Source organism: Methanoculleus caldifontis (assembly GCF_032842345.1).
Lineage (GTDB): Archaea > Halobacteriota > Methanomicrobia > Methanomicrobiales > Methanoculleaceae > Methanoculleus > Methanoculleus caldifontis.
Window position 1 is genome coordinate 513,891 of record NZ_WBKO01000001.1, and the last position, 23,692, is coordinate 537,582.

At 64.4% G+C, this 23,692-nt stretch carries 23 protein-coding genes; 13 read left to right on the top strand and 10 right to left on the bottom strand.

The features are described from left to right. Positions 1–47: 47 nt before the first annotated feature. The 4 genes from F8E02_RS02610 to F8E02_RS02625 form a co-directional block, all read right to left on the bottom strand. Complete coding sequence (locus F8E02_RS02610) at positions 48–1,934, bottom strand: sensor histidine kinase (RefSeq protein WP_317063889.1); 1,887 nt, start codon at positions 1,932–1,934, stop codon at positions 48–50. Beyond that, the gene (locus F8E02_RS02615; RefSeq protein WP_317063890.1) at positions 1,931–3,823 is read right to left on the bottom strand and encodes a sensor histidine kinase; all 1,893 of its coding nucleotides are present in this window, start codon (positions 3,821–3,823) and stop codon (positions 1,931–1,933) included. The genes F8E02_RS02610 and F8E02_RS02615 overlap by 4 nt, the downstream gene beginning before the upstream one ends. Positions 3,824–4,105: 282 nt before the next feature. Then, on the bottom strand, positions 4,106–5,761 hold the full coding sequence (thsA, locus tag F8E02_RS02620) for a thermosome subunit alpha (RefSeq protein ID WP_317063891.1): 1,656 nt from the start codon (positions 5,759–5,761) through the stop codon (positions 4,106–4,108). 57 nt (positions 5,762–5,818) lie between these two features. Beyond that, positions 5,819–6,733 (bottom strand): transcriptional regulator, encoded by a 915-nt coding sequence (locus F8E02_RS02625; RefSeq protein ID WP_317063892.1) that lies wholly within the window; start codon positions 6,731–6,733, stop codon positions 5,819–5,821. 48 nt (positions 6,734–6,781) lie between these two features. Here F8E02_RS02625 and F8E02_RS02630 point away from each other — a divergent pair, with 48 nt between their 5' ends. From F8E02_RS02630 to F8E02_RS02650, 5 genes are all read left to right on the top strand, one after another. Further along, a complete protein-coding gene (locus tag F8E02_RS02630; protein WP_317063893.1) occupies positions 6,782–8,023 on the top strand; it encodes a tRNA(Ile)(2)-agmatinylcytidine synthase in 1,242 nt (413 codons plus the stop codon). Positions 8,024–8,206: 183 nt separating this feature from the next. Further along, complete coding sequence (locus tag F8E02_RS02635) at positions 8,207–9,142, top strand: deoxyhypusine synthase (RefSeq protein ID WP_317063894.1); 936 nt, start codon at positions 8,207–8,209, stop codon at positions 9,140–9,142. Continuing rightward, positions 9,139–9,774, top strand: coding sequence for an orotidine-5'-phosphate decarboxylase (pyrF, locus tag F8E02_RS02640; RefSeq protein ID WP_317063895.1), 636 nt, complete (start codon positions 9,139–9,141; stop codon positions 9,772–9,774). Before F8E02_RS02635 ends, pyrF begins: the two co-directional genes overlap by 4 nt. 115 nt (positions 9,775–9,889) lie before the next feature. Next, positions 9,890–10,252: an anaerobic ribonucleoside-triphosphate reductase gene (gene nrdD / locus F8E02_RS02645; protein WP_317063896.1), complete on the top strand. Its 363-nt coding sequence runs from the start codon at positions 9,890–9,892 to the stop codon at positions 10,250–10,252. After that, positions 10,249–11,178, top strand: a complete 930-nt coding sequence (locus F8E02_RS02650) for an adenosylcobinamide amidohydrolase (RefSeq protein WP_317063897.1) — start codon at positions 10,249–10,251, stop codon at positions 11,176–11,178. The genes nrdD and F8E02_RS02650 overlap by 4 nt, the downstream gene beginning before the upstream one ends. Before the next feature lie 2 nt (positions 11,179–11,180). On the opposite strand, the gene F8E02_RS02655 is transcribed toward F8E02_RS02650, so the two are convergent. Further along, the gene (locus F8E02_RS02655) at positions 11,181–11,375 is read right to left on the bottom strand and encodes a DUF1858 domain-containing protein (RefSeq protein ID WP_317063898.1); all 195 of its coding nucleotides are present in this window, start codon (positions 11,373–11,375) and stop codon (positions 11,181–11,183) included. Positions 11,376–11,707: 332 nt separating this feature from the next. On the opposite strand from F8E02_RS02655, the gene F8E02_RS02660 reads away from it, so the two are divergent. Together F8E02_RS02660 and F8E02_RS02665 are read left to right on the top strand one after the other, a co-directional pair. Further along, on the top strand, positions 11,708–12,943 hold the full coding sequence (locus F8E02_RS02660) for a nucleotide-binding protein (protein WP_317063900.1): 1,236 nt from the start codon (positions 11,708–11,710) through the stop codon (positions 12,941–12,943). Continuing rightward, entirely contained in the window at positions 12,940–13,518 is a 579-nt protein-coding gene (locus tag F8E02_RS02665; RefSeq protein WP_317063901.1) for an RPA family protein, read from the top strand. The genes F8E02_RS02660 and F8E02_RS02665 overlap by 4 nt, the downstream gene beginning before the upstream one ends. A gap of 200 nt (positions 13,519–13,718) precedes the next feature. Here the strand turns inward: F8E02_RS02665 and F8E02_RS02670 are convergent, their stop codons facing one another. From F8E02_RS02670 to F8E02_RS02680, 3 genes are all read right to left on the bottom strand, one after another. Continuing rightward, positions 13,719–14,384 (bottom strand): helix-turn-helix domain-containing protein, encoded by a 666-nt coding sequence (locus F8E02_RS02670; RefSeq protein ID WP_317063902.1) that lies wholly within the window; start codon positions 14,382–14,384, stop codon positions 13,719–13,721. Between the two features lie 175 nt (positions 14,385–14,559). After that, positions 14,560–15,237: a 3,4-dihydroxy-2-butanone-4-phosphate synthase gene (gene ribB, locus F8E02_RS02675; protein WP_317063903.1), complete on the bottom strand. Its 678-nt coding sequence runs from the start codon at positions 15,235–15,237 to the stop codon at positions 14,560–14,562. Continuing rightward, on the bottom strand, positions 15,230–15,898 hold the full coding sequence (locus tag F8E02_RS02680; RefSeq protein WP_317063904.1) for a DUF120 domain-containing protein: 669 nt from the start codon (positions 15,896–15,898) through the stop codon (positions 15,230–15,232). The genes ribB and F8E02_RS02680 overlap by 8 nt, the downstream gene beginning before the upstream one ends. Positions 15,899–16,020: 122 nt before the next feature. Between F8E02_RS02680 and F8E02_RS02685 the strand changes: the two genes are divergently transcribed. From F8E02_RS02685 to F8E02_RS02700, 4 genes are read left to right on the top strand one after another with little or no spacing between them, the layout of a single operon-like run. Continuing rightward, complete coding sequence (locus F8E02_RS02685) at positions 16,021–16,731, top strand: helix-turn-helix domain-containing protein (RefSeq protein WP_317063905.1); 711 nt, start codon at positions 16,021–16,023, stop codon at positions 16,729–16,731. Continuing rightward, positions 16,725–17,777: a hydroxymethylglutaryl-CoA synthase gene (locus F8E02_RS02690; RefSeq protein WP_317063906.1), complete on the top strand. Its 1,053-nt coding sequence runs from the start codon at positions 16,725–16,727 to the stop codon at positions 17,775–17,777. Before F8E02_RS02685 ends, F8E02_RS02690 begins: the two co-directional genes overlap by 7 nt. Beyond that, positions 17,774–18,934, top strand: a complete 1,161-nt coding sequence (locus F8E02_RS02695; RefSeq protein WP_317063908.1) for a thiolase domain-containing protein — start codon at positions 17,774–17,776, stop codon at positions 18,932–18,934. The genes F8E02_RS02690 and F8E02_RS02695 overlap by 4 nt, the downstream gene beginning before the upstream one ends. Positions 18,935–18,936: 2 nt before the next feature. Further along, positions 18,937–19,329 (top strand): Zn-ribbon domain-containing OB-fold protein, encoded by a 393-nt coding sequence (locus F8E02_RS02700; RefSeq protein WP_317063910.1) that lies wholly within the window; start codon positions 18,937–18,939, stop codon positions 19,327–19,329. A gap of 346 nt (positions 19,330–19,675) precedes the next feature. Here the strand turns inward: F8E02_RS02700 and F8E02_RS02705 are convergent, their stop codons facing one another. Continuing rightward, positions 19,676–20,599 (bottom strand): class I SAM-dependent methyltransferase, encoded by a 924-nt coding sequence (locus F8E02_RS02705; protein WP_317063911.1) that lies wholly within the window; start codon positions 20,597–20,599, stop codon positions 19,676–19,678. Positions 20,600–20,642: 43 nt separating this feature from the next. Between F8E02_RS02705 and hmgA the strand changes: the two genes are divergently transcribed. Then, positions 20,643–21,851: a hydroxymethylglutaryl-CoA reductase (NADPH) gene (gene hmgA / locus F8E02_RS02710; RefSeq protein WP_317063912.1), complete on the top strand. Its 1,209-nt coding sequence runs from the start codon at positions 20,643–20,645 to the stop codon at positions 21,849–21,851. 22 nt (positions 21,852–21,873) lie between these two features. On the opposite strand, the gene rimI is transcribed toward hmgA, so the two are convergent. After that, entirely contained in the window at positions 21,874–22,338 is a 465-nt protein-coding gene (gene rimI / locus F8E02_RS02715; RefSeq protein ID WP_317063913.1) for a ribosomal protein S18-alanine N-acetyltransferase, read from the bottom strand. Positions 22,339–22,423: 85 nt separating this feature from the next. Here rimI and F8E02_RS02720 point away from each other — a divergent pair, with 85 nt between their 5' ends. Beyond that, on the top strand, positions 22,424–23,686 hold the full coding sequence (locus F8E02_RS02720) for a DUF1015 domain-containing protein (protein ID WP_317063914.1): 1,263 nt from the start codon (positions 22,424–22,426) through the stop codon (positions 23,684–23,686). Positions 23,687–23,692 lie beyond the last annotated feature (6 nt).

The window sequence follows — 23,692 nt, forward strand, 5'->3', positions numbered from 1 at the left end:
AAAGGATCCGGGATCGTGGGGTAATGACAGGATAATCCGGGTGCCTGCTACTCCTCCGGGACCTTCCGGAGCGTGAACCGGATGGCTGCACCCAGGTCCGGCCGGCCCTCCACCCGGTCCTCCACCCAGATCCTTCCGCCGTAGCGCTCGACAAGCATCCGGCAGATGTAGAGGCCGAGGCCTGCGCCGGCGAGCGACCCCTCCCCCTTCCCGAACCGGCGGAACGCGCCGCTCTTGACCGCGTCGGGGATCCCCGGCCCGGTATCCTCGACCGAGACCACGATCTCCTCGCCCCGCTCCTCGACCCGGATGGCGACCTCGACCCCCGGCCCCCCGAACTTGACGGCGTTCCCGATGAGGTTCGCGAAGACCTCGGCAATCAGCCCGTCGGCGAGGACCGTGGCCGGCCGGCCCTCGTACCGGATCGTGGGGTGATCCGCCGCCTGCGTCCGGATCACCCGATCGAGGTCCACCCGCGTCAGTGCCTCCCCGCTCTCACGGACCTTCCGCAGCGTGGCGACGCAGCCGATGATCCCCGAACTCTGGTCCAGCCGCGAGAGCATCTTCTCGGCCATCTCCCGCCGCTCGCCCTCGAGTGTCTCGATGAGCAGCCGCGTATACCCGATGGCGATGGTGTTCGCGTTGTTGATGTCATGGACCATGATATCGAGGAAGAGTGCGGCCGCGCGGTTCGACTCCTCCAGGTCGGCCGTCCGCTCCCGGACCTGGTCCTCGAGCAGGGTGCTGTACTGCCGGGAGGTCTCCTCCGACTCCCGGAGACGCCTGATATTCTCTTTGAGGGAGTCGACCATGGCCCCGATGCTGCTCTCCAGACGGGCGAACTCGGTCCCCGTGGATATGCGGATCCGATGATCGAGGTCCCCGCGGGCGATCTGGTTGACGTCGTCGACGATCTCCCGCACCGGCCGGGTGATCCGCCGCGAGACCGGGACCGCGATGCAGCAGGCGATCAGGCTCGAGAGGAGGACGACGAAGGCATGGCCAAAGCGCATCTCCGCGAGCCGGGCGTCGAGGGGAGCGGTGGTATAGGTCAGCTCGACGACCCGGCTCGTGTCGGAGGGATACCGGGGATCGGAGAGATCGACAAAGATGTATCGGGTGATCGTCCCGGCAGCCGGATCCGCCAGCGTCCTCCCCTCCTTCCTCTCAAAGACCTCCAGGGCGACCGGGTTTAAGGCTGCAGGCCCGACAGGATCTTCCGAATCCGTCACGTTGATGACCCTCCCGTAGCAGTCGAAGATCCGGATCCCCGCAAGTGCCGGGTTCAACTGCATGAGATCCTCCTTTAAGGCCTGGTACCGGGGGTCGTGACGGTCGGGGTCGGCCACGCTGCAGACGAGGCCGAGCTCAAAGAGGTAGCGATGGTCGGGGGAGGGCATGTATGCGTACTTCCGTAACACCCCCCCCGCCGGCTCCGTCACGACGCGATCCGTCTCGAAAGCATCGCCGAGCCGGAGAGCCGTGATCCGGTCGTAGAAGTAGGGGATCTGCCGGAAATCGAGACCGAGATCGGGAGAGTAGGTGGTATACTCGATGACGCCCGACGCGTTGATGACGTAGATATCCATCTCCCCACCGATCTCCTTCTGGACGCGGGAGAGGTCCATGGCACCCGGATCCCTGCCTGCCCGTTCGTACTCGGCAAGGACCGGGCCGAACCCCTCCTGCATCCGGCGGTCCAGCGTGGCGTCAAGAAGCCCCAGCCCCGCATCCACAAGACGTAACGACTGAACGACGCTCTTCTCCGTCTGTTCCCGGAGCAGGTCGTTTCCGGCGATCAGCTCCGCCTCGACCTGCTGATAGTCCAGCACCGCGATGAGGCCGATCACCGGGAGCGTGATCAGGATCATGGCGAGCGCGAGATACGTGCCGAAATGCCGGGGCCCGCCCCCGCTGCTGCCCAACAGGGTCACCGGCCACCTCCCGCCCCGGCCTTCCGGAGCGTGAACCTGATGGCCGCCCCGCACTCCGGCCGGCCTTCCACCCGGTCCTCTGCCCATATCCTTCCGCCGTATCGTTCGACGAGCATCCGGCAGATGTAGAGGCCGAGCCCGGTCCCCGCCGCCCGGTGGGTTCCCCGGCTCAGCCGGTCGAAGAGCCGCGGCTTCACGGCATCGGGGATGCCCGGCCCGTCATCCTCAACGGAGATGACGACCTCCTCCCCGTGCTCCTCGACCCGGATGGCGATCCCGATCTCCGGGCCCCCGAACTTGACGGCGTTGCCGATGAGGTTTGCAAAGACCTCCGAGAGGAGGTCGTCGGCGAGGACGACGGCGGTGCTGCCCGTATAGGCGATCCTCGCGCCGGGAGACTGCTCGATCTCGCGCCTGATGACCAGGTCGAGATCGACCGGACTGGGCGACAGCAGGCCCCCCTGGATGTGCTGAATGGTGTTGACGTTCCGGACGATCTCGATGCTCTTTGCGAGCCCGATCTTTGCCTTCCGGAGCAGCTCGGCTTCGGGCTGCCCCTCGATCTCTGTAAGGAGGAGGTCGGAGTAGAGGTTTGCGACGTTGTTCGCGTTGTTGATGTCGTGCCGCATGATGTCGAGGAAGAGGGTCGCCATGCGGTTCGACTCCTCGAGATCGGCCGTCCGCTCCCGGACCTCCTCTTCGAGGGTATGGCTGCGCCGGATAATCTCCTCCTCCGACGCCCGGAGTTTCTGCATCGTCTCCTTCAGGGCTCCAACCATCGCCGAGACGCTCTCACCGAGGCGTACGAACTCCTCGCTCCCGTCCACTCTGATGGGGTGGGAGAGGTCGCCCCGCGCGACGGCATCGACGTCCTCGACGAGGTTGCGCACCGGCCGCGCAAGGACATGCACGGCGAAGGCGGAGAGGCAACTGATGAGAACGAATCCGACGAGGAGAACCCCGACCTGCCGGGCAAACAGATCCGCGATCTTCTCATCTGCGGCCTTCGTGGAGTAGGTCAGCTCAACGATCATGCTCATATCCGACGCATAATCACTATCCGAGAGATCGACGAAGAGATACCGGGTCAGTTCACCCGCGGTGGCGTTCACCTCCTCAAGCGTGGTCTTCTCGCGGTACGCCTGCCGCACCAGCAAGAGTCGGTGATCGTCGTCGGGATGTGCCTTGCCGGTAACCCGGGTGCCCATACAGTCGAAGATCCGGATCTCCCGGATCCCCGGATTCAGGTTCACCAGATCCCTGACCGCGTCGCCGTATTTCAGCGTCGTACGGTACCGCCGGAACTCTGACTCCGCAAGGCCGAGCTCGAAGAGATAGCGGTGGTCGGGTGAGGGGAGATACGCGTACTTCCGGAACTCCCCGGTGGCGATCCCGGCAACGACCCTGTCGGCCGCGAAGGTCTCGCCGAGCCGGATCTCCGTGATGCGGTCGTAAAAGGATGGGTATTCCCTGAAGTCGCATCCCAGATCGGGGAGATAAGTGGTGTACTCGATGACGCCGCTCTCGTTGATGATATACACGTCCATCCCGCCCCCGAGCGCCTCCTTGACCCGGAGAAGGTCCATCCGGGCCGGGTCACCTCCCGTCCGCTCGTATTCGGCGAGGACGGGACCGAATGCCTCCTCCATCTCGCGGTCCAGGGTGCCGTCGAAGAGTTTCAACCCCGCATCGACGAGGCTCAGGGAGAGGATGGCACCGTATTCGGTCTGTTCACGAAATTCTTCGGCATTTGCCTCCAGCCCCTGCTGGACCCCGATGTAGTCGATACACGAGATCAGGCAGACGACGGGGCCCATCGCGAGCACGATGGCAAGCAGGAGGTAGACCATGAACGGGAGCGAGGGCCGTGCCGCTCTCTTTGCCGCCATTCATGCACCCTTTCCGCTCTTCATGCGTCTGCTTCCCGTCCCGACCGAAACGGCCTCAAATAGGGGTATATCCGCAGGATATTTATCATAACCGATCTTGATGCAGGCGTCTCGAATGAGACAACGCCGATCTTCAGGCAGCCGGATGAGAGGAATGGGCGCACGGAGCGGCTTACCCCGGAGGAGCTTTTATAAGAAGGAGGCACGCCGGATGGGCCGTAGAAAGGGAAAATCCGGGGCCGGATCGGGCCCCGGAATGTATCACGGGACGGTACGGTGATCTTACATCGGGGGCATGCCCATGCCGCCCATGCCACCCATGCCGCCCATATCCTCCATGCCCGGTGCGGGGCCGGCGGATTTGGATGCGGCGATGACGTCGTCGATCCGGAGGATCATGACGGCGGCTTCGGCGGCGCTGGAGACCGCCTGGGTCTTGACCCGGAGGGGTTCGACGACGCCTGCTGCGAGCATGTTGCCGGAGGCGGCGTTGAGGACGTCGAGCCCCATGTACTTCGCGTCTGCGCCGCCCTTCTCGTGGGATGCGCGGAGAGCGACGAGCATGTCGATCGGGTCGAGGCCTGCGTTCTCGGCAAGCGTTCTCGGGATGATCTCAAGAGCGTTCGCAAACGCCTCGATGGCGAGCTGGGCGCGACCGCCGACGGATGCGGCGTACTCGCGGAGCCGGAGGGAGAGCTCGATCTCGGGTGCACCGCCGCCGGCGACGAACTTCTTGTCCTCGACGGCAACGCTGACGACGCGGAGTGCGTCTTCCATCGCGCGGTCGAGTTCATCGACGACGTGCTCGGTGCCGCCGCGGATGATCATCGAGACGGCCTTGGGGTTCTCGCAGCCGGTGACGAAGATCATCTCTTCGCCGGAGACCTTCTTCTCCTCGACGCTGCATGCCTTGCCGAGCTCCTCGGGGGCGATGGCGTCGATGGAGCTGACGACGGCGGCGCTGGTCGCGCGGGCGAGCTTCTCCATGTCGCTCTTCTTGACACGCCGGACGGCGAAGATGCCGGCCTTCGCGAGGTAGTGCTGGGCGATGTCGTCGATACCCTTCTGGCAGAAGAGGACGTTCGCACCGCTTGCAACGACCTTGTCGACGATGCCCTTGATCATCCGCTCCTCTTCATCGAGGAACATCTGGAGCTGGTCGGGGCTGGTGATGCTGATCTCGGCGTCGACCTCGGTCTTCTTGAACTCGACGGCGGCGTTCAGGAGGAGGATCTTTGCGTCGGCAACGACACGGGGCATGGCGGGGTGCACGCGCTCCTTGTCGATGATCATGCCTTCGACGATCTCGGAGTCCTCGATGGACCCGCCGACCTTCTTCTCGACCTTCACGAACTGGGTGTCGACGGTGCCGTCGGCGTCCGCGACCATCGTGATCGCCTTGACGACGAGCTCGGTGAGCTTGTCCTTCGCGGCCTCGGCGCCCTTGCCGGTCATGGCGGTGTCGGCGATCTTTCTGAGCAGCACCATGTCGTCGGGCTTGACGTCGATGGCGATATCCTTGAGGATATCCTGCGCCTTATCCGCAGCCATGCGATAGCCGTGGGCGATGACCGTGGGGTGGACGTCCTGCTCGAGGAGGTCCTCGGCCCGCTTCAGGAGCTCGCCCGCAATCACGACTGCCGTCGTGGTGCCGTCGCCGACCTCGTCGTCCTGGGTCTTTGCGATCTCGACCATCATCTTCGCGGCAGGGTGCTCGATGTCCATCTCTTTCAAGATGGTCACGCCGTCGTTCGTGATGACGACGTCGCCGATGGTGTCCACGAGCATCTTGTCCATGCCCTTGGGGCCGAGTGTCGTCCGTACTGCACTTGCGACGGCCTTTGCGGCAGCAATGTTGCCGGACTGAGCGTCACGGCCGCGGGTACGCTGACTACCCTCTTTCAGGATAAGGATTGGTTGTCCTCCAAGACTTGACATGAGTATCACCGTTGTTAAGCGATAGAAAGGTAGGTTTGTAGTTCTATATAAAGATATTCACTCATTTATCATATCTATGAGTTCTGAGCCATCTTCGAGGGTGCGGAGATGTTCTTCGCCGATAAGGAGGGTTTTCCCGATCTTTTTCTGCTTTTTGTAATCCGTGACGACGCACATCGCAAACGTCCGCGTGATCTGGGAGATGTTGCCGATCAGGGAAGCGCGCTTGACGATCTTCTGGGACGTGCCGTATGCCGTCAGGATCGTATGCCGCTCAAAGAGCGCCAGCGCCTGGAACGGCGCCTGCCGCATCGCGTGGATCTCCATCCCCATGCGTTCGAGGTCGACGAGGACGTCCCCGGTCGCGGACTCCGGGGGCTTTTCCGGCTCGGGCGAGCGATAGCCGACGAGATCGATCGTCTCGACGAGCGGGGCGTTGAAGAGCTCTTCGAGCCTGATGGCGATATCGAGCGTGGTGCCCATCCCGCTCTCGTACTTGCTGATAGTCCGGCGCGAGACCCCGAGCTGCGACGCGAGGTCGCCAAGCGACATCCGGGAACGCTCCCGCACCTCTTTGAGAAGGTCGCCTTTGATCTTCACGTAGAGGCCGCCGGGAGAAGCGTAGACCATCGGCGAGGTCCCCTCCGCGAAATAGTCGTAAAGCGTCTCCGGACTGAGAGCAAAGAGGCCGTAGCGGATGTAGACGACCCCCCGCTCGAGCTCGGTGTCTCGCGCCCGCTCCCCGACGATGAGCGGGGTGGCCTGGAGGTACCGGGCGATCAGGTTGAGGTCGCTTGCTATGTCGGCACTCACGCTGTCGATGTGCGAGGCGACTTTGATGATGACGAGGGTGTCGCCTTTCTTCGCGATAAGGTCGAAACTCCGCGGGCGGATGTTGCACCGCTCCGAGACGTCGAAGTCTGCAAGGAGCATGATGCTGATGACCATCTGGGGGAGGCGATCCTGCGACATAACCCGTAAGAATCGATATAGCCGGAGAATGATATAAATTGTAAGGTTATGTGGATCGGCATAGATGATACGGATTCCCCTGCCGGGATGTGCACCACCTACATCGGAGCGGTCCTGGTGCGGCGGCTCGAGCGTGCGGGAATGCGTATCGTCGACGCCCGGCTGGTCAGGCTGAACCCGAACGTCATCCATAAGACCCGGGGGAACGCGGCGGTCTCGATCGAGGCGGTGGGGGACCCGGCGACGGCCTTCGCAATCACCTGCGCGTGCGTGGAGGCGCTCGCGGAGTTCGACGACCCGAGAACCAACCCGGGCGTGGTGGTTGCCGCCGTCCGGCCGCCGCCGGACTTCTACTACGCGGCGCTCCGTGACTTCTGCACTGTCGAGGAGGCGGTCGGGGTGCTTGAGTCGGTCGGGGCCTGCTACCGGGGCTACAAGAACCGGCGCGGGCTCATCGGAGCGACCGCGGCGGTGGCAAGCGATCTGGCAGACCGGACCTACGAGCTCCTCGTCTACCGGAAGCGGGAGGTGTGGGGCACCCCGCGGCAGGTGGACCGGACGAGCCTCTTCCATGCTGAAGCGGCGACCTATCCCCGGACCTGGGACACGGTGGACCCGGCAAACGACGTGGTGGTCTGCGTGCCCCACACGCCCGATCCGGTCCTCTTCGGGATCCGGGGGGAGAGCCCGGATGCGGTCCGGGAAGCCGGCTCGTTCGTCCTATCGGAGGAACCGGCGTGCAAGCAGGTCTATACCACCAACCAGGGGACGGACGCCCACCTGGTGCCGGGAACGATCGGGACACTCCGGGAAGGCCGTTCGTACCTGGTGCGGGGCACGGTCGCGGGCGTTCCGTCCACCGGGATCGGGGGCCACGTCTCGTTCGCCCTTGCAGACGGCGGGAAGGAGGTCCGTTGCATGGCCTACGAGCCGACCAAGGGTTTCCGGGACGTCGTGCGGGCCCTCGTCCCGGGCGACGTGGTGGCCGCGGCCGGGAGTTACAAGGGAGAAAGCCTCAACCTCGAGAAGATCGGCGTCTGCCGCCTCGCGGACGCCGTCCGGGTCCGGCCACCTCTCTGCCCGGTCTGCGCGAAACGGATGACGAGCGCCGGGGCTGGGAAGGGCTACAAGTGCCGGGCCTGCAGCGCACGCAGCAGGGAAGCCGAGATCGAGCGGGTCGAGCGCCGGATCCTGCCGGGATGGTACGAGGTCCCCCCCACGGCCCGCCGGCACCTTGCCCGGCCGCTGGTGCGCGGGATCCTCGCGTGGGAGGCAGAGTTCTGCAACTGAACCGCTGCATTGGAAGAGCCCGGAGCAGGCAACCGCCTTTTGAAGAGGTCCCGGATCGCCAGAGGCCGCGACCGGGTCCGGGCGGATCGGCCTTCCGACCGCACTCCATGACGACTCTGTAAAAAGACGATCCCTTATCGTGCATGAGTACCAACATCTCAGGAGAGCTGGTGTACCACTATCATGACCTTCAAATACGGGGATGCAGTACAACAGGCACGGGTACGCGCCGGTATGACGGTCGGCGAACTCGTCGACGAACTCGGCAAGGCCGGGGCCTATAACGGCGGGTCCCTCTGGCAGGCGGTCAACATCTACGAGCGGATGCTCCGCGACGAGAAAGCGCTGAAGTTCTTCGGCCTCTCCGGCGCCATGGTGCCCGGCGGGATGGGCGGGATCGTCGCCGACCTCATCCGGCAGGGGCATATCGACGTCCTCGTCTCGACGGGGGCAAACCTCACCCACGACGTCATCGAGGCTGTCGGCTGCCACCACTACCACGGAACCTGTCAGGTCTCCGACGCCGAACTCTGCGAGGAGGGGGTCAACCGGATCTACGACATCTTCCTCCCGAACGAAGCCTTCATCAGGTTCGAGGAGTTCATGCAGGACGTCTACTCGTCCCTCCCGGAAGGCTCGACGATCTCGATCTCCGGCCTCCTCAACCAGGTCGGGAGCAGGCTAAAGACCGGGATCCTCGCCGAGGCGGCAAAAGCCGGGGTGCCGGTCTACTGCCCGGCGATCCAGGACTCGATGATCGGGCTGCAGTACTGGCTCTTTGCCCAGACGCATAAGGTCACGGTCAGCGCCTTCGACGACATGCCGGGACTCCTCGACCGGTGCTTTGAGGCCGAACGGGCCGGAGCAATCCTCGTCGGCGGCGGCGTCCCGAAGAATTACATCCTGCAGAGCAAGCTGATGACCGAGAGCGGATTCGACTACGCGGTGCAGCTCACCGGCGACCGGCCGGACCTCGGCGGACTGTCGGGCGCGACGCTCGACGAAGCCCGGTCGTGGGGAAAACTCACCGGCGAGGCGACCGCCGCGACGGTCTACGGCGACGCGACGATCAACCTGCCGCTCCTGGTGGCGGCAACGCTGGAGAGGCTGGAACGATGACCGAACTCATCCTCTCCCTCGATGTCCTCGACCGGCAGCGGGCACGCGCAATCGCGGAGTCCTGCGCTCCCTTCATCGACGCGATCAAGGTCGGCTACCCCCTCGTCCTCTCGACGGGCCTCTCGATCGCCGGGGACCTCGCGGAGCTCGGCCTCCCGCTCATCGCCGACTTCAAGGTCGCGGACATCCCGAACACCAACCGCCTCATCTGCGAGGCGGTCTTTGCCGCCGGCTTTGACGCCGTCATCGCCCACGGCTTCGTGGGGGCCGACGCCGCACGGACCTGTGTCGAGGTGGCGCACAGCCACAGCGGGGAAGCCTATATCGTCGCCGAGATGAGCCACCCCGGCGCGACCGAGTTCTTCCACGGCGGCGTTGCCGAACGCCTCGCAGCGCTCGCCGTAGCCTCCGGGGCCGACGGTATCATCGCTCCCGCGACCCGGCCCGACCGGGTCCGCGAGCTCCGCGAGATCGTCGGCAAGAGAAAGATCTACTCCCCCGGCGTGGGAGCCCAGGGCGGCGACCCCGATGTGGTGGCCCGGCTGGTCGACGGGATCATCGTCGGGAGGAGCATCTACGAGGCGGAGGACCCTGCGGCCGAAGCCGAGCGCCTCTCCCGTATCCGCCGGTGATGAGTTCTCCGTTCCGATCCCGCAGGGGAGATGACGAGCCCTATGAGTGGTCTGAGGCGGATGCGGCTCATCCCGCATCTTAAGGGTTATATGTTCTCCTGCAGATACAGGTAGCATGAACTGGAGCCCCGAACAGCAGAAACTGGCGGAAAAATACCATAGCCTCGCCGAAATCCCCGTTGCCGAGCGGCGGTACAAGTGCCACACCTGCCATTTCGTCGTGGACGAGACGCCCTGCCCTCACTGCGGGGAGGCTACGCTAGAGGTCATGTGCCCGCTCGACCACTGCGACTGCCACCACTCCATCGTCGAGAGCATCGATTACTGCCCGCTCTGCGGCCATGCCGTCTGCCCGGAGTGCGGGAGCCACGACGTCGTCCAGATCAGCAGGGTTACCGGATACCTCCAGGACGTAGCGGGCTGGAACGCGGGTAAACAGCAGGAGCTCAAAGACCGGGTTCGCTACTCCGCCGTATGAGATATTCTGTCAGCGGCGGCACTCTTTTTCTGCGCGGCCGGTTCCGTGCGGCGAGCACCGGGGTCCACGGGGGTCTCGCCGACGCCACGACGGTCTTCAACCACACGGTGCCGCACGAGTTCCGCGACGATCCGGCACGCTACCTGGAACTGCTCGCCGCCCGGCACGGCCTCTTTCGGGACTATTTCGGCCTACTGACCGCCGTCGAGATGCGCCACCTCTGCGTGCTCCAGTACGACTTCGTTACGGTCTTTATCACCGCCGGGGTGACGAACCCGACCGGGGCACCCAACGCCCCGCACACGATCAACATCGTCGTCTACAGCAGGGAGGGGATGGTCGACGCGGCGCTTCTTGAGACGATCATCACCGCGACCGGGGCGAAGGCCCAGGCGCTCCACGGCCTCGGCTACGACTTTCCCGGTACGACGACCGACGCGGTCGCCGTCGCCTGCGATCGCGACGCCGCTCAAGCGCACCTTCGGTGCGCCTGCTCCGGCCCATCGGCCCATCGCACCCTTCACGCCTACGCGGGAGCCCTGACCGAGGTCGGCCGGCGGGTCCACGCAGCGATCCTCTACGGCCTCCCGGAGGCCCTCGCCCGGCAACAGGGGAAGGTCCGGCGGAGCGAACCCTCGTTCTTCATCTACAGCCGCTACGGCGGGGAGCACTGGGTCGAGTGGGAGAAGGACGGATGCCCCTACTACCCCTGCCACTTTGCCGGACAGCGGTGCGACTACTGCTACTGCCCCTGTTACCCCTGCGCCGACGAGGAACTCGGCGAGTGGGTCGAGAGTTCAAGCGGCGGCAAGGTCTGGGGGTGCGCGAACTGCACGCTCCTGCACCTCCCCGGTGTCGCGGAGTATATGAAAAGGAATCCCGAGGCGACTCTCGCGGAGCTCAAGCGCCTCCGGGAAAAATTATAAGCTCACGCCTCGGGAATGTCGAGGGCGGAGAGCATCTCTTCGAGAGGAATACCGTGTGCCTGGGCGGCTTCCCGGACCGTCTCGTTATTTGCGATTGCACAGCCAAGGCAACCCATTCCGAACCGGAAGAGGATCTGTGCCGATTCGGGCTTCTCCCGGAGGAGTTCAGCGATTGTACTGTCCGCATTCAATACCATACACCTGATGTTGTCCCTGCCCCTATATATACATTCAAGGAACGGGTGCGGATAGTCGACATCCGGGCGCGAACGGCAAAACGGCGCATCCGCCCGCCTCTTCCGGGGAGGGCTGCCGTGCCGGGCCGGGAGGCCCCGCTGCGCCGGACGGGGCGGGCCCCCGGACCGCCCGTTGCACGCATGAGAACAGAGGGCAGCAGGATGGGAGCATCCGCCCCCCCACCGTGGCCGGCCGGACGCGGGCTTCCCCGCGAGGCACCGCCCTTCAGTTTCACCCCGCACGCCGAGTCTTAATAGTCTCAGGAGGTGAAGTACAGACTGGAGATGTATGAATGAACCTATCTGAGGTAACCGAAAGAATCTCCCGGAAACTTGAATCGAATGGTGCACAGCCCGATCGGCAGAAGATCGAATCACGCCTCCGCCGTCTCGTCGATGAGTTCGGCGTCAACGCCGCAGAGGCCGAGAGGACGGTGACGGCCGATCTCGCCCGCGAGTATCACATCACCGGTGTCGGGACCAGTGGAAGCTCTTCCACAGAGCTCCGGCAGATATGTGAGGTCGCCCCCAACGACTGGGTGACGATCGAGGGCAAGGTCGTTGCCCTGACGAGACCCGTCTCACCCTCAATGGCGCAGACCGGGATCATCGCCGACTCGAGCGGCGCCATCCGATTTGTCGCCTGGGCACGAGGGAACCCCCCTGCGATGGAGTACGGCGAATGGTATCGGATCGAATCCGCTGTCATTGATGAGTACAGGGGCACGCCCAACCTGAGCATCCACTCGGGCACCACCATCTCCCAGATCGAGAAAGATATCCCTCTCCTCCCCTCGATAACCCCGATCGCCGAGCTGAAGCCCGGCGTGGGGAGCGTAAGGGCCAAGGTCGTCCAGGTTAGAGAGGCCCCCCACGACCGGATGCTCCAGGCGGGGCTCCTCGGCGACGAGAGCGGCACCATCAGGTTTGTCATCTGGAACGAAGAGGGCAAGGATAAACTGGAGCTCGATGCCGTCTACAACGTCTTCTACGCCACCGTCGACGAGTACAACGGCAGGCTCTCCCTCGTCCTGAACACCGCGATGTACATCACCGACGAGGGTGACATCGAGGTCGGAAAGAACGAAACAGGTGTCCAGGGGGCCCTCGTCCACATCGCTCCCGGTTCGGGCCTGATCAAGCGCTGCCCGGTCGAGGGGTGCAACCGGACCCTCTCGCGGCAGAACTACTGCCCGGTGCATGAGATCCAGCCCGAGTTCCGCTACGACCTCCGCCTGAAAGGAGTCCTCGACGATGGTGTTCATGCGAAGAACGTCCTGATGCGGCGCGAGGTCGTCGAGAGACTCGCAGGCATCACCCTCGATGAGGCCGTCCAGATCGCCGAGACGAACCCGCTCGGCATGGACGAGATCTTCTACCGCATCCAGAACGCGGTGCTCGGTCGCTACTACACCTGCGGCGGGAGCGAGTTCGACGGCAGGCTGCTCGTTGATTCCTGTACCGCGAGCACGTTCGAGCCCGCGGAACTGGCCAGTCTGCTGAACCGCGCCGGAGGTGAGCCGGCATGAGACCCCAGAGCAAATTCGAGCCGGCACGTGAACGCGAACCGGCGCGCAGAGTCTTCGCATCCGAGCTCCGCGAGACCCGGTACCAGTTCAAGGACGGCGAGGACGAGAAGAGCCCTAACTTCGTTATCCTCCCGACCGGTATCCGGAGCAACCGGATCTTCATCGTCGGGACCCTGACGGAGAAACAGCGCCAGGGCGACCAGAACATCTTCTACCGCGGGAGGGTGGTCGACCCGACGGGAACCTTCTTCATCTCGGCAAGTTCCTTCCAGCCCGAGGCGATGCAGCAGCTCGCCCGTATCGAAGCACCGGCCTTCGTCGCCGTAGTCGGGAAACCGAACCTCTACACGACTCCGGACGGCGCCTGTCTCGTCTCGGTCCGGGTGGAGTCGATCACGGTCGTGGACCGCGAGACCCGCGACCTCTGGGTCCTCGATACCGCCCGCGAGACCCTGGACCGACTCGATGCCTTCGGGACGACCGATGACTCGAAGAAGGCACAGGAGGAGTACGGGACGCGGCCGGAACTCTACAAGAAGATCGTCTACGACGCTCTCTCCCAGGTGCAGTTGTAGGGCTGCAATCTCCCTCCAACCGCCCTTTTTTTGACGAAACCATCGAGTTTGTCCCGAACGGGACGTTCCTCCAATCAACGGTACGGCAGCAGTTCCTGCCTCTCTCCGGGTCGAGCAGCGGATACCGGGGAAGAAGGAGGCCGGAGAGGTACGGGTGGCCGGGAAAAGAGATCTCGAAAGAGAGGGGGGGCCCTTGCGGGTTACTCGATCGGCTCCTCCGCCGGCATCCCCTCGCCGGGCTCCTGCCGGGCTCCCTTCCACTCGCCCTTCAGTTCGGGATAGTCCGCGAGAATCTTGCTGACCGTGCTCCGGCTGACGTCAAACATCCGGCAGATCTGGCTGATGCTGGTCCCGCCCTGCCTTATCGTCACGAGGGCCTCGATCTGACCGTCGTTCAGCGCTCTCGGCCTTCCTATCGGCCGGCCGTCCTCCTTCTTCGCCCTCTGCGAGACCTGGGGGGCGGCCTTCCGGGCGTTCTCCCGGTACTGGTCCATGTATGCAAGGAAGTTGTCGACGGCCTCCCTTCTCAGCTGACCGTCGTCCCGCGATCCGAAAAAGTCGTTATTTACGCAGTAGACCGTATACTGGTCGTTCAGGGTCTTAAGCGCTGCAAGCCCGGCATCCATATCCCGGGCAAGACCGAAAAGGTCATGGATGATGATATCGGGGCAGTTGTTCGCGGCACAGTAGTCGAGCATCTCAGAAAAGCCCTTCCGCTTCTCAGGAGGCGTTGCGTTCGCCCGGTGGTCATGGAAGATCTCGGCGATCTGAAACCGGTATTTGCAATAGTTCTCGACCTCACTCTTGTATGCTGCAAAATCCCCCTTCTTTCTGGTATTCAAGTATGCTACAGCATCTTTTTTCATCAGTTTATCATACCGTACAATCGTATATATGGTTTTTGAAGCACCAGAAGCGGCGCGTTTTTATGGCACGCCCGGGAGCCCGATGCATTATTCGGCCCGGCACCCGCGATGTGTAAAAAGAGCTCCGGCAACAACAGGATTGGGACGGGTGGTGTCCCGGCCGGAAGAAGAGGTTTCAGTCCCCGTGCTTCCGCGACTCCCACCGGTCGAGGACGTCCTGCCCCTCGATGAAGACCAGCCCGTGCTTTCGGGCGTAGGCCATCGCGTCCTCCTTTGAGAGGGCAAACCCCGTCTCGTCGTCCAGCATCTCGCAGATGGTGACCGCCGGGGTGATACCGGCCATGGTGGCGAGCGCTATCGAGAGCTCGGTCTGCCCCCGCCGCTCGTCGAGGAGCGTCTCCGCGGCCCGGAGGAGGGCCATATGGCCCGGCGTGCGGAAGTGTGCGGCAAAATTGTGCCCGCCGCCGTTGAGCGACTTCTTCACCTCGTCCGCGATCGCGGTGACGGTCAGGGCACGGTCCCGGTCCGTGATCCCGGTGTAGGTCTCCCGGTGGTTCACCCAGAGGGAGAACGAGGAGTGGTTCTTCGGGTCGTAGGGGACCTCACCGTCCCTCTCGACGAGGCTGCAGGCCCGGAGGACGTCGTGGGCGAACGGCAGGCCGAGCCGCTTTGCCGCTTCGGGGTGGACCGCCGTGCAGATCAGGCCGCCGCCGTCCTTGCGCATCTGCCGGATGTGGGCGGGTGTGACGGCGTCTGAGCGGATCGCAAAATCGGTCTCGCGTTCGCGGTTGTCAAAGTCGTAGAGCAGGACGAATTCGCCCCTCGCGAGGGCCTGTATGGCTGCGTCAATCATGGGTAATCTCCACCTCGATCGTATCGTTATCGTTCAGGTTCAGGGCTTTGCGGAGCTCGCACCCGGCGATCACCTCGATGATGTCGTCGGGGTAGTGGGTGCGGGAAGGCTCGACGATCGCACACCGGTGCCCCCCGATCCGGCAGGGGAGCACCCGGGCGCCGCCGAATGTCCGCTCGTTCGCCGTGAATCCGGGGACCTCGATCCATGCGGCGTGGTCGAGGTGTTTGCGGACTTCAGTGCTCGCCGGATCGAGCCTGATGTTCAGGGTCCCGGGGAAGGGTTCAAACCCCAGGCATCCGCCGAACTGCTCCTTGTAGTGAGGGATGCTCATGTAATAGCGCCCCTCGCCGAGACCGCTGATCACGGCGCCGGTCAGGAGATGCTGCCTCCGCTCCGGGTTGAATATACGGACGTAATCCGCGTACTCCCGCTTCAACGCCTGCTCGCCCTCACGGGTGACGGCGACGTACTGGCCGTCGGGCTTCATCGACCGGGCGATGAACTGCTGCCGCTCGAGCGCGATCAGCCGCCGCGAGGCGGTCTGGGGACTGATCTCCAGTTCCTTCCCAAGCGACTGGGAGGAGAGCCGAATTGGACCTCTCGACCCGCCGAGCAGGGCGATCGTCTTCAAGGACTGCAGGTCTTCCGCTTCAACCATTGTATCAGAATTGAGATGCATACTATATACGGGTTGCGCATCGATCGGGGTCAGGCACCTCTTCGTGAAATGTCGAAGAGGCATACGCTAATTATTTAAGTACGGATGCTAACAGTACCTGTATGAAATCCGGGGTGCGGCATCAGCTTGCCGAGAAAATGGCAGGAGAGATCACACTCTCGGACTCACCGGGACAGGCCTTGAAGAAGTGGCGGCAGAGTTTCAATATCCCTCCGGGGATTCTCGCCGAGCGCCTCGAGGTCTCTCCCTCAGTTATCAGCGATTACGAAAGTGGACGACGAAAGAGTCCGGGAACCGCGATCGTCGGCAAGATCGTCGATACGATCCTCTCGATCGACGAAGACAACGGCGGTCGGTTCATCAACAAATTTGCGAAAATCCTGTACAGCGAATTCGACGAAGACGTCATCTACGACATCCACGAGTATGCGTCTGCCGTGAGCCTCACGGACTTCGCGGAGGCCATCGGCGGCGTCACGCTCTGCGGCACGACGGACCAGACCATCTACGGGTATACGGTGATCAACAGTCTCAATGCGATCCTCCAGCTCTCTTCGAGCGAGTTCAACCGCATCTACGGCTGGAGCACGGAGCGTGCCCTCATCTTCACCGAGGTCTCGACCGGCAAATCCCCCATGGTGGCGATCCGGGTCACCCCCTTCAAGCCCCGCTGCGTGGTGCTGCAGGGGATCACCCCCGGAGAGGTCCACCCGCTGATACCGGGGCTCGCGGAACGCGACCGGATCACGGTAATCTGTACGCAGATGGGTGTCGAGGCGATCATCAGTTCACTACGAGGAAAACTATGGTAGGCATCTACACATACGGCGTCTACATCCCCCGATACCGGATCAAAGTCCCGGAGATCGCGCGGGTATGGGGTGCCAACGCAGAGGACATCACGAGAGGTCTCGGTGTCTTTGAGAAGTCCGTTCCGGATCTCGACGAAGATACCGCAACGATCGCCGTCGAGGCGGCACGTGCCGCCCTCCGGCGGAGAGCCGTCGATACCGAAGCGATCGGCGCCATCTACGTGGGCAGCGAGTCCCACCCCTACGCGGTCAAACCCACCGCCTGTACGGTCGGCGAGGCGATCGGGGCGACCCCCAACATGACCGCCGCCGACTACGAGTTCGCGTGCAAGGCGGGAACGGCAGGCATCCAGACCTGCATGGGCATGGTCAAGAGTCAGATGATCCCCTTTGGGGTCGCCATCGGCGCCGACGTGGCCCAGGGCGCTCCGGGGGACGCGCTCGAGTATACGGCCGCGGCCGGCGGAGCAGCGTTCGTCATCGGTGACAACGACCCCATCGCCGAGATCCACCGGACCTGCTCGTTTACCACCGACACACCCGACTTCTGGCGGCGCGAAGGGCAGAACTACCCCCGCCACGGCGGGCGGTTCACCGGCGACCCCGGCTACTTCAAGCATGTCCAGGGCGCCGCCCGGCTGATGCTCGAGCAGGCAGGGACGAGCCCGAAGGACTACGACTACGCCGTCTTCCACCAGCCCAACGCCAAATTTCCGCAGCGGGTGGCAAAGATGCTCGGCTTCACCGACGCACAGATCCGGCCCGGCCTGGTCGTGCCGAGGCTCGGCAACACCTACTCGGGAGCATCGATGATCGGGCTCGCGGCGACGCTCGACGTAGCGAAGCCCGGCGAGCGGATCTTCGTCACCTCCTTCGGCTCCGGGGCCGGGAGCGACGCGTTCGACATCACCGTCACCGACGCCATCGACTCCGAAGAGTTCAACAGGGCGGCGGCGCCGAGCGTCGAGAAACTGCTCGCAAACCCGACCTACCTCGACTATGCACTGTATGCCAAACACAAGGGAAAGATCGTGATGCAGAAATGAGAGACGTAGCAGTAATCGGAGTCGGGTGCACGGAGTTCGGGGAGCACTGGAGCACCTCGTTCCGGGACCTCTTCGTCAACGCCGGAGCGCTGGCGCTCGAGGATGCCGGGATCTCCGGCGAGAAGATCGACGCCCTGTACGTCGGAAACATGAGTGCCGGGCGGTTCGTCGAGCAGGAGCACATCGGGGCCCTGATCGCCGATTACGCCGGACTTGCGACGAAGAACGTCCCCTCGACGAGGGTCGAGGCGGCCTGTGCCTCCGGCGGGCTTGCCTTCCGGCAGGCGGTGATCGCGGTCGCAAGCGGCATGGAAGACGTCGTGGTCGCCGCGGGCGTCGAGAAGATGACCGACGTCGGGACCGGGGCGAGCGTGGATATGCTCGCGAGCGCCGCGGACCGCGAGTGGGAAGGGTTCGCCGGAGCGACCTTCCCCGGCCTCTACGCGATGATCGCCAACGACTACATGAACCGCTACCCGCTCACCCGCGAGCAGCTCGCACAGGTCGCGGTCAAGAACCACGAGAACGGCGCAAAGAACCCGATCGCCCAGTTCCGGAACCGGATCTCGGTCGATACCGTTCTCTCCTCCTCGCTCGTGGCCGACCCCCTGCGGCTCTTCGACTGCTCGCCGATCACCGACGGTGCGGCGGCGGTCGTGGTGGTGCCGCTCGAGCGCGCCCACGAGTTCACCGATTCGCCTGTGCGGGTGCTTGCAAGCGCCCAGGCGAGCGACACCATCTCGCTCCACGACCGGCGGGACATCTCCACCCTTGACGCCACGGTCGCCGCAGGCAAACGGGCGTTCGACCTGGCCGGACTCAGCCACAAGGACATCGACCTCGTCGAAGTCCACGACTGCTTCACGATCGCCGAGATCTGTGCGATCGAGGACCTCGGCTTCTGCAAGAAGGGCGAGGCAGGGAAGCTCACCGCAGAGGGAGTCACGGCCCTCGGCGGGAAGATCCCGGTGAACACGAGCGGCGGCCTGAAGGCCTGCGGCCACCCGGTCGGTGCGACGGGGATCAAGCAGATCTGCGAGGTCGTCACCCAGCTCCGCGGCGATGCCGGAGCACGGCAGGTGGACGCGGAGATCGGTATGACCCACAACGTGGGCGGCACCGGCGCAACGGTCGTCGTGCACATCCTGGGGGTGTAAACATGTCGGTATCACGATTCTGGAGAAAGATCCCGCAGCGGTATAACCTCGTCGGGACGCAGTGCACGAACTGCGGGCGGCACTTCTTCCCGCCCCGGTCGCTCTGCCCGGACTGCCGGAGGAGCGGCCATATCGTCGACCACCAGTTCAACGGCGAGGGGACGGTCGTGACCTACACGGTGATCCGGTCGGCGAGCGACCAGTTCGAGCACACCACCCCCTACGTCCTCGCCATCGTCGAGCTCGACGAGGGGCCGAGGCTCACCGCCCAGGTCGCCTGCCTCCCCGAGGAAGCGAAGATCGGGATGCGGGTCCACAGCGTCTTCCGCCGGGTGGCTGCGGACGGCGAGAGCGGCACCATCCACTACGGCACGAAGTTCGTGCCGTCGGAATAACATCTCATTTTGGGCTGCTCGGAGAGCATCCCCGGGTAGATGGCGACCCGTTCCGCGCCCTGGCGCGAGACGCCATCACTATACCTCCACCATCGATTTACACAAAGGTGCAAAGGGGTCGTCGAACTCCTACGCCGGACTTCGCGTCTTTTCGCGGCTTCGCGTGAGGCCATATTACGGGCAAAATCTCACGCGAAGCCGCGAAGATCGCGAAGGGGAGTTGCAGCAACCCTGCCGGCTTCGTACCTCGAAGACCTTCGATCTTCTCAAACTCGCTTTGCTCGCACTTCGCATCTGACGGTGCTCGAGCTCCGTTCTTGCGGGACGTCGCACTTTGCGTGACCGCTCACCGGTCCTCTTTCTCCACAATGATATCGTAGACCGCGTGCCACTTCCCCGGCGAGTAGGTCCGGACCTGCCGCTCCGTGACCTCCCCGGAGGTGACCGCCCGGATGAGGGGGAGGCACTCGCCCTCCCGCTCCTGTAAGGCATAGAGGTGGATCGTCCCGCCGTCCCGGCAGAGTGCGGCGGCCGCCGGGAGGAACTGCGCTGCGGCGAGGGGGAGGTTCATCACGACCCGGTCGAAGGGGGCAAAGCCGAGCCGGGAGAGGTGCCCGGCGTCCGCGAGCATCGGAACGACGTTTGTTGCCCGGTTGAGCGCGATGTTCTCGACCAGGAGGTGGACCGCAGCAGGGTTGAGGTCTGCCGCGACGACGACTCCCGCCCTGCGGGCGAGGGCGATCGCGAACGGCCCGACGCCGGCGAACATATCGAGCACCCGCTCCCCTTCCTCCATCAGGCCAAGAACCCGCTGCCGTTCGGTCGAGAGCCGGGCCGAGAAGTAGGCGAGGGCGAGGTCCACGTCGAAGTGAAGGCCGTACTCGGTCACCCGGGTCCGTGTCGCGGGAACGCCGGCGAGGACGGCGAACCGCCGGGTCCGGTACTCCCCCTCGACGGCGGTCTCCGGGAAGAGCACCGTCTCGAGCGACGGCCGGGAGGCGAGCAGCCGGCGGGCCGCCTCCAGGTCGTTCTCCTGCATGATGGCGATCCCCCCCACGAGTTCGTGGCGGGGGAGTTCAAGGCGTTCCGGCACGGCCGCAAAGTCGCACCGGACGGCGCCCGCGACCTCCTCCGTCACCGGGAGGAGGACGGCGTCCCCTTCGGAGCGCGGTTTGTAGCGCCGGTCGAGGAGCCCCTCGTCAAGCAGCCGACGCCGCGTCTGCTCGGCCTCTCGTTTCGGCACCGCAAGGCACCACTGTTCCTCTTGCACGTTGACCACCAGCCATCTTTAGGTATGGGATCTCATACTATTCATGGATGATTACATCGGGAGGCTGAAAGAAGGCTCCCTCAAACTCTATGCGCTCGAGAAGGAACTCCCGCCCGAGGAGGCGGTCCGGGTGCGGCGGGAGTTCGTCGAGGGCGAGACCGGCACCTCCCTCCCCGCGGTGGGGTCGTTCTCCATCGGGGTCGAGCGGGTGGTGAAGCGCAACATCGAGAACATGATCGGCGCCGTGCAGGTGCCGCTCGGCGTCGCGGGGCCGCTTCCCGTGAGGGGCGAGTATGCCATCGGGTCCTACTACCTCCCCCTCGCGACGACCGAAGGAGCCCTCGTGGCGTCGGTGAACCGCGGGTGCTCCCTGATCGCCCGGGCGGGGGGCGCGGACGTGCGAATCATGCGGGACGGGATGACCCGGGCTCCGGTCTTTGCCGCCCGCGACGTCGTCCACGCCCGCAGCGTGGTCGCCTGGGTCGAGGAGCACACCGCCGAGATCCGCGAGACCGCGGAGAGCACCACAAAACACGGGGAGTTCCTCGAAGCCGTCCCCTACGTCGCGGGAACGAGCGTCTTCGTCCGGCTCGAGTTCGACACCAAGGACGCCATGGGGATGAACATGGTGACGATCGCAAGCCAGAAGGTGGGCGAACTCATCGAGCGGGAGACCGGCGCCCGCCTCGTCGCCACCTCCGGAAACATGTGCACCGACAAGAAGCCGGCGGCGATCAATCTGGTCAGAGGCAGGGGGAAGACCGTGGTCGCGGGCGTACGGCTGACCGATGCGATGGTCGCCGACCTCTTAAAGACCGACGCGGAGACCCTGATCGAGGCCAACTACAGGAAGAACCTGGTGGGCTCGGCGCGGGCGGCCTCGTTCGGGTTCAACGCCCACGCGGCAAACGTCGTCGCCGCCACGTTCATCGCCTGCGGACAGGACCCCGCCCATGTCGTCGAGGGGAGCACCGCGATCACCACCGTCGACCGGGTGGAGGGCGGCGTCTACGTCTCGGTCACCCTCCCCTCGCTCCCGGTGGGAACTGTCGGCGGCGGGACGGGGGTCGATACCCAGCACGAGTGCCTCAAGATGCTCGGCGTCGCCGGGGGCGGGGATCCGCCGGGAACCCATGCAAAAGCGCTCGCAGAGATCGTCGCGGCAGGAGTCCTCGCCGGGGAACTCTCCCTCCTCGGCGCCCTCGCGGCGCAGCACCTGGCCCGGGCACACCAGGAGCACGGCCGGGGATAATAAGAGGTTGCGGTTCCGGTTTCTAGAACCGGAACCACTTCATCATGACGAGGGCGTCCTCGTCGTTCGCATAATAGGAAGCGATCTGGAAGACCTCGCGGTAGCCGAGACGGCGGTAGAACTCCTGCGCCCCGGCGTTGCCGATCCGGACCTCGAGCTGGACGCCGCTCGCGCCGAGGATGGCGTACTCCTGTTCGAGGCGGCGGATGAGCTGCTGTCCGACCCCCCGGCGCCGGTAATCCGGGGCGACCGCGAGGTTCATGATATGCCCGTAGACCTCCTCGCCGGTATCCTCAACGCCGCCGGCGACGAACCCGGCGATGCTCCCGTTATCTTTAGCCACAAAAAACGACTCGGGATAGAAAGCAAGCGATTCCCGGAGCGTCTTCTCGTCCCAGGGGTCGGTGAATGCTACCCTCTCGATGGCGGCAATCTGCGGGATATCTGCGGGCTGTGCCCTGCGAATAGTGAGCTGGAGCGGCATCATCGTTACCGATTCCTCCCTTCGGGAGTGCCTGATCTAATATAGTGTCAGAAGACAAAATAATAGGCACATACGAGTGGCGGTTTCCATGGTCCAGATATATCGTTTTCCGGCAGTCCGTCCGGACCGGCAATACTCCGAAGCTATCCCCTCCGTACCCTACGACGTGGTGACGGTGGAAGAGGCACGGGAGTGTATCGAGAAGAATCCCCAGAGTTTCCTGCGGGTCAGCAGGCCCGACGCCGAACTCCCCGACCTCCCCTCGAACGACGAGCGGGTCTACCGCCGGGCGCGGGAGGTCTTTGACGAGATGGTTGCGGACGGACGGCTGCAGCGGGACCCTGAGCCCGGCATGTACGTCTATCGGGCTGTCCAGGACGGCGACGAGTTCATCGGCCTAGTCTGCTGCGTGGGAACGGAGGACTACGAGAACCGGCAGATCCGGCGGCACGAACTCACCCGGTACGACAAGGAAGAGGACCGGACCCGGCATATCGACGTGGTCGGCGCGAACACCGGTCTCGTCTTCCTGCTCTACCGCGACCCCGGCGATATCTCCTCCTACATCAGATCTCTTGCGGAGACGGCGGAGCCCGACGGAAGCACCACGACCGCATCCGGCGTGCTCCACCAGGTCTTCCGGGTCACCGACGAGACGGTCCTCTCGCACCTCGACGGCCTGTTTGCCGCCGTCCCCGAGGTCTACATCGCCGACGGGCATCACCGGGCCAAGTCGGCCGTGAACGTCGCGGAGCGGCGCAGGAGCGAGGGCAGGTTCACCGAAGAGACGGGGAAGTTCATGGTGGTCCTCTTCGCCCACGATCGCGTCCGGATCCACGGCTACAGCAGGCTCGTCACTGACCTCGGCGAATACACCCTTCCGGGGCTCATCGGCACGCTCCTGGATTCCGGCTGGGATGTCCGCCCCTACGGGAAGGTCGACGCCAGAGGCTATCAGATCACACCGCTTGCAGACGGCGACGAACCGATGCACGTCATGCACTTCTACATGCAGGGGACCTGGTACGAGGTCTCCCGACCGGTCGAGGATCCCTCCGACCTGATCGGGTCTCTCGACGTCTCGGTGCTGCAGAAGGAGGTTCTCGAGGGGATGTTCGGCATATCCGACCCCCGGGGCGACCAGCGGCTCCACTACATGGGCGGGGCGAAACCCCTCTCCGCTCTCGAGAAGCTCGTGGACTCCGGCGAGTACGCGCTCGCCGTGGCCATGCAGCCGGTGCGGGTCGAGACGGTGCTCTCCATCGCCGACGCAGACGGCGTCATGCCCCCGAAGTCCACCTGGTTCGAGCCGAAACTCCTCTCGGGGCTCGTAATCCACACGATCGACTGAGAGATC

Excerpts from the sequence above, each read along its gene's own strand:
- F8E02_RS02690 (WP_317063906.1), top strand. The coding sequence starts at position 16,725 with ATGGTAGGCATCTACACATACGGCGTCTACATCCCCCGATACCGGATC.
- rimI (WP_317063913.1), bottom strand. The coding sequence starts at position 22,338 with ATGATGCCGCTCCAGCTCACTATTCGCAGGGCACAGCCCGCAGATATC.
- thsA (WP_317063891.1), bottom strand. The coding sequence starts at position 5,761 with ATGTCAAGTCTTGGAGGACAACCAATCCTTATCCTGAAAGAGGGTAGT.
- F8E02_RS02685 (WP_317063905.1), top strand. The coding sequence starts at position 16,021 with ATGAAATCCGGGGTGCGGCATCAGCTTGCCGAGAAAATGGCAGGAGAG.
- F8E02_RS02650 (WP_317063897.1), top strand. The coding sequence starts at position 10,249 with ATGAGATATTCTGTCAGCGGCGGCACTCTTTTTCTGCGCGGCCGGTTC.
- F8E02_RS02665 (WP_317063901.1), top strand. The coding sequence starts at position 12,940 with ATGAGACCCCAGAGCAAATTCGAGCCGGCACGTGAACGCGAACCGGCG.
- F8E02_RS02680 (WP_317063904.1), bottom strand. The coding sequence starts at position 15,898 with ATGGTTGAAGCGGAAGACCTGCAGTCCTTGAAGACGATCGCCCTGCTC.
- F8E02_RS02720 (WP_317063914.1), top strand. The coding sequence starts at position 22,424 with ATGGTCCAGATATATCGTTTTCCGGCAGTCCGTCCGGACCGGCAATAC.
- pyrF (WP_317063895.1), top strand. The coding sequence starts at position 9,139 with ATGACCGAACTCATCCTCTCCCTCGATGTCCTCGACCGGCAGCGGGCA.
- F8E02_RS02700 (WP_317063910.1), top strand. The coding sequence starts at position 18,937 with ATGTCGGTATCACGATTCTGGAGAAAGATCCCGCAGCGGTATAACCTC.
- F8E02_RS02635 (WP_317063894.1), top strand. The coding sequence starts at position 8,207 with ATGACCTTCAAATACGGGGATGCAGTACAACAGGCACGGGTACGCGCC.
- F8E02_RS02660 (WP_317063900.1), top strand. The coding sequence starts at position 11,708 with ATGAACCTATCTGAGGTAACCGAAAGAATCTCCCGGAAACTTGAATCG.
- F8E02_RS02655 (WP_317063898.1), bottom strand. The coding sequence starts at position 11,375 with ATGGTATTGAATGCGGACAGTACAATCGCTGAACTCCTCCGGGAGAAG.
- ribB (WP_317063903.1), bottom strand. The coding sequence starts at position 15,237 with ATGATTGACGCAGCCATACAGGCCCTCGCGAGGGGCGAATTCGTCCTG.
- F8E02_RS02630 (WP_317063893.1), top strand. The coding sequence starts at position 6,782 with ATGTGGATCGGCATAGATGATACGGATTCCCCTGCCGGGATGTGCACC.
- F8E02_RS02625 (WP_317063892.1), bottom strand. The coding sequence starts at position 6,733 with ATGTCGCAGGATCGCCTCCCCCAGATGGTCATCAGCATCATGCTCCTT.
- hmgA (WP_317063912.1), top strand. The coding sequence starts at position 20,643 with ATGGATGATTACATCGGGAGGCTGAAAGAAGGCTCCCTCAAACTCTAT.
- F8E02_RS02615 (WP_317063890.1), bottom strand. The coding sequence starts at position 3,823 with ATGGCGGCAAAGAGAGCGGCACGGCCCTCGCTCCCGTTCATGGTCTAC.
- F8E02_RS02695 (WP_317063908.1), top strand. The coding sequence starts at position 17,774 with ATGAGAGACGTAGCAGTAATCGGAGTCGGGTGCACGGAGTTCGGGGAG.
- F8E02_RS02670 (WP_317063902.1), bottom strand. The coding sequence starts at position 14,384 with ATGAAAAAAGATGCTGTAGCATACTTGAATACCAGAAAGAAGGGGGAT.
- nrdD (WP_317063896.1), top strand. The coding sequence starts at position 9,890 with ATGAACTGGAGCCCCGAACAGCAGAAACTGGCGGAAAAATACCATAGC.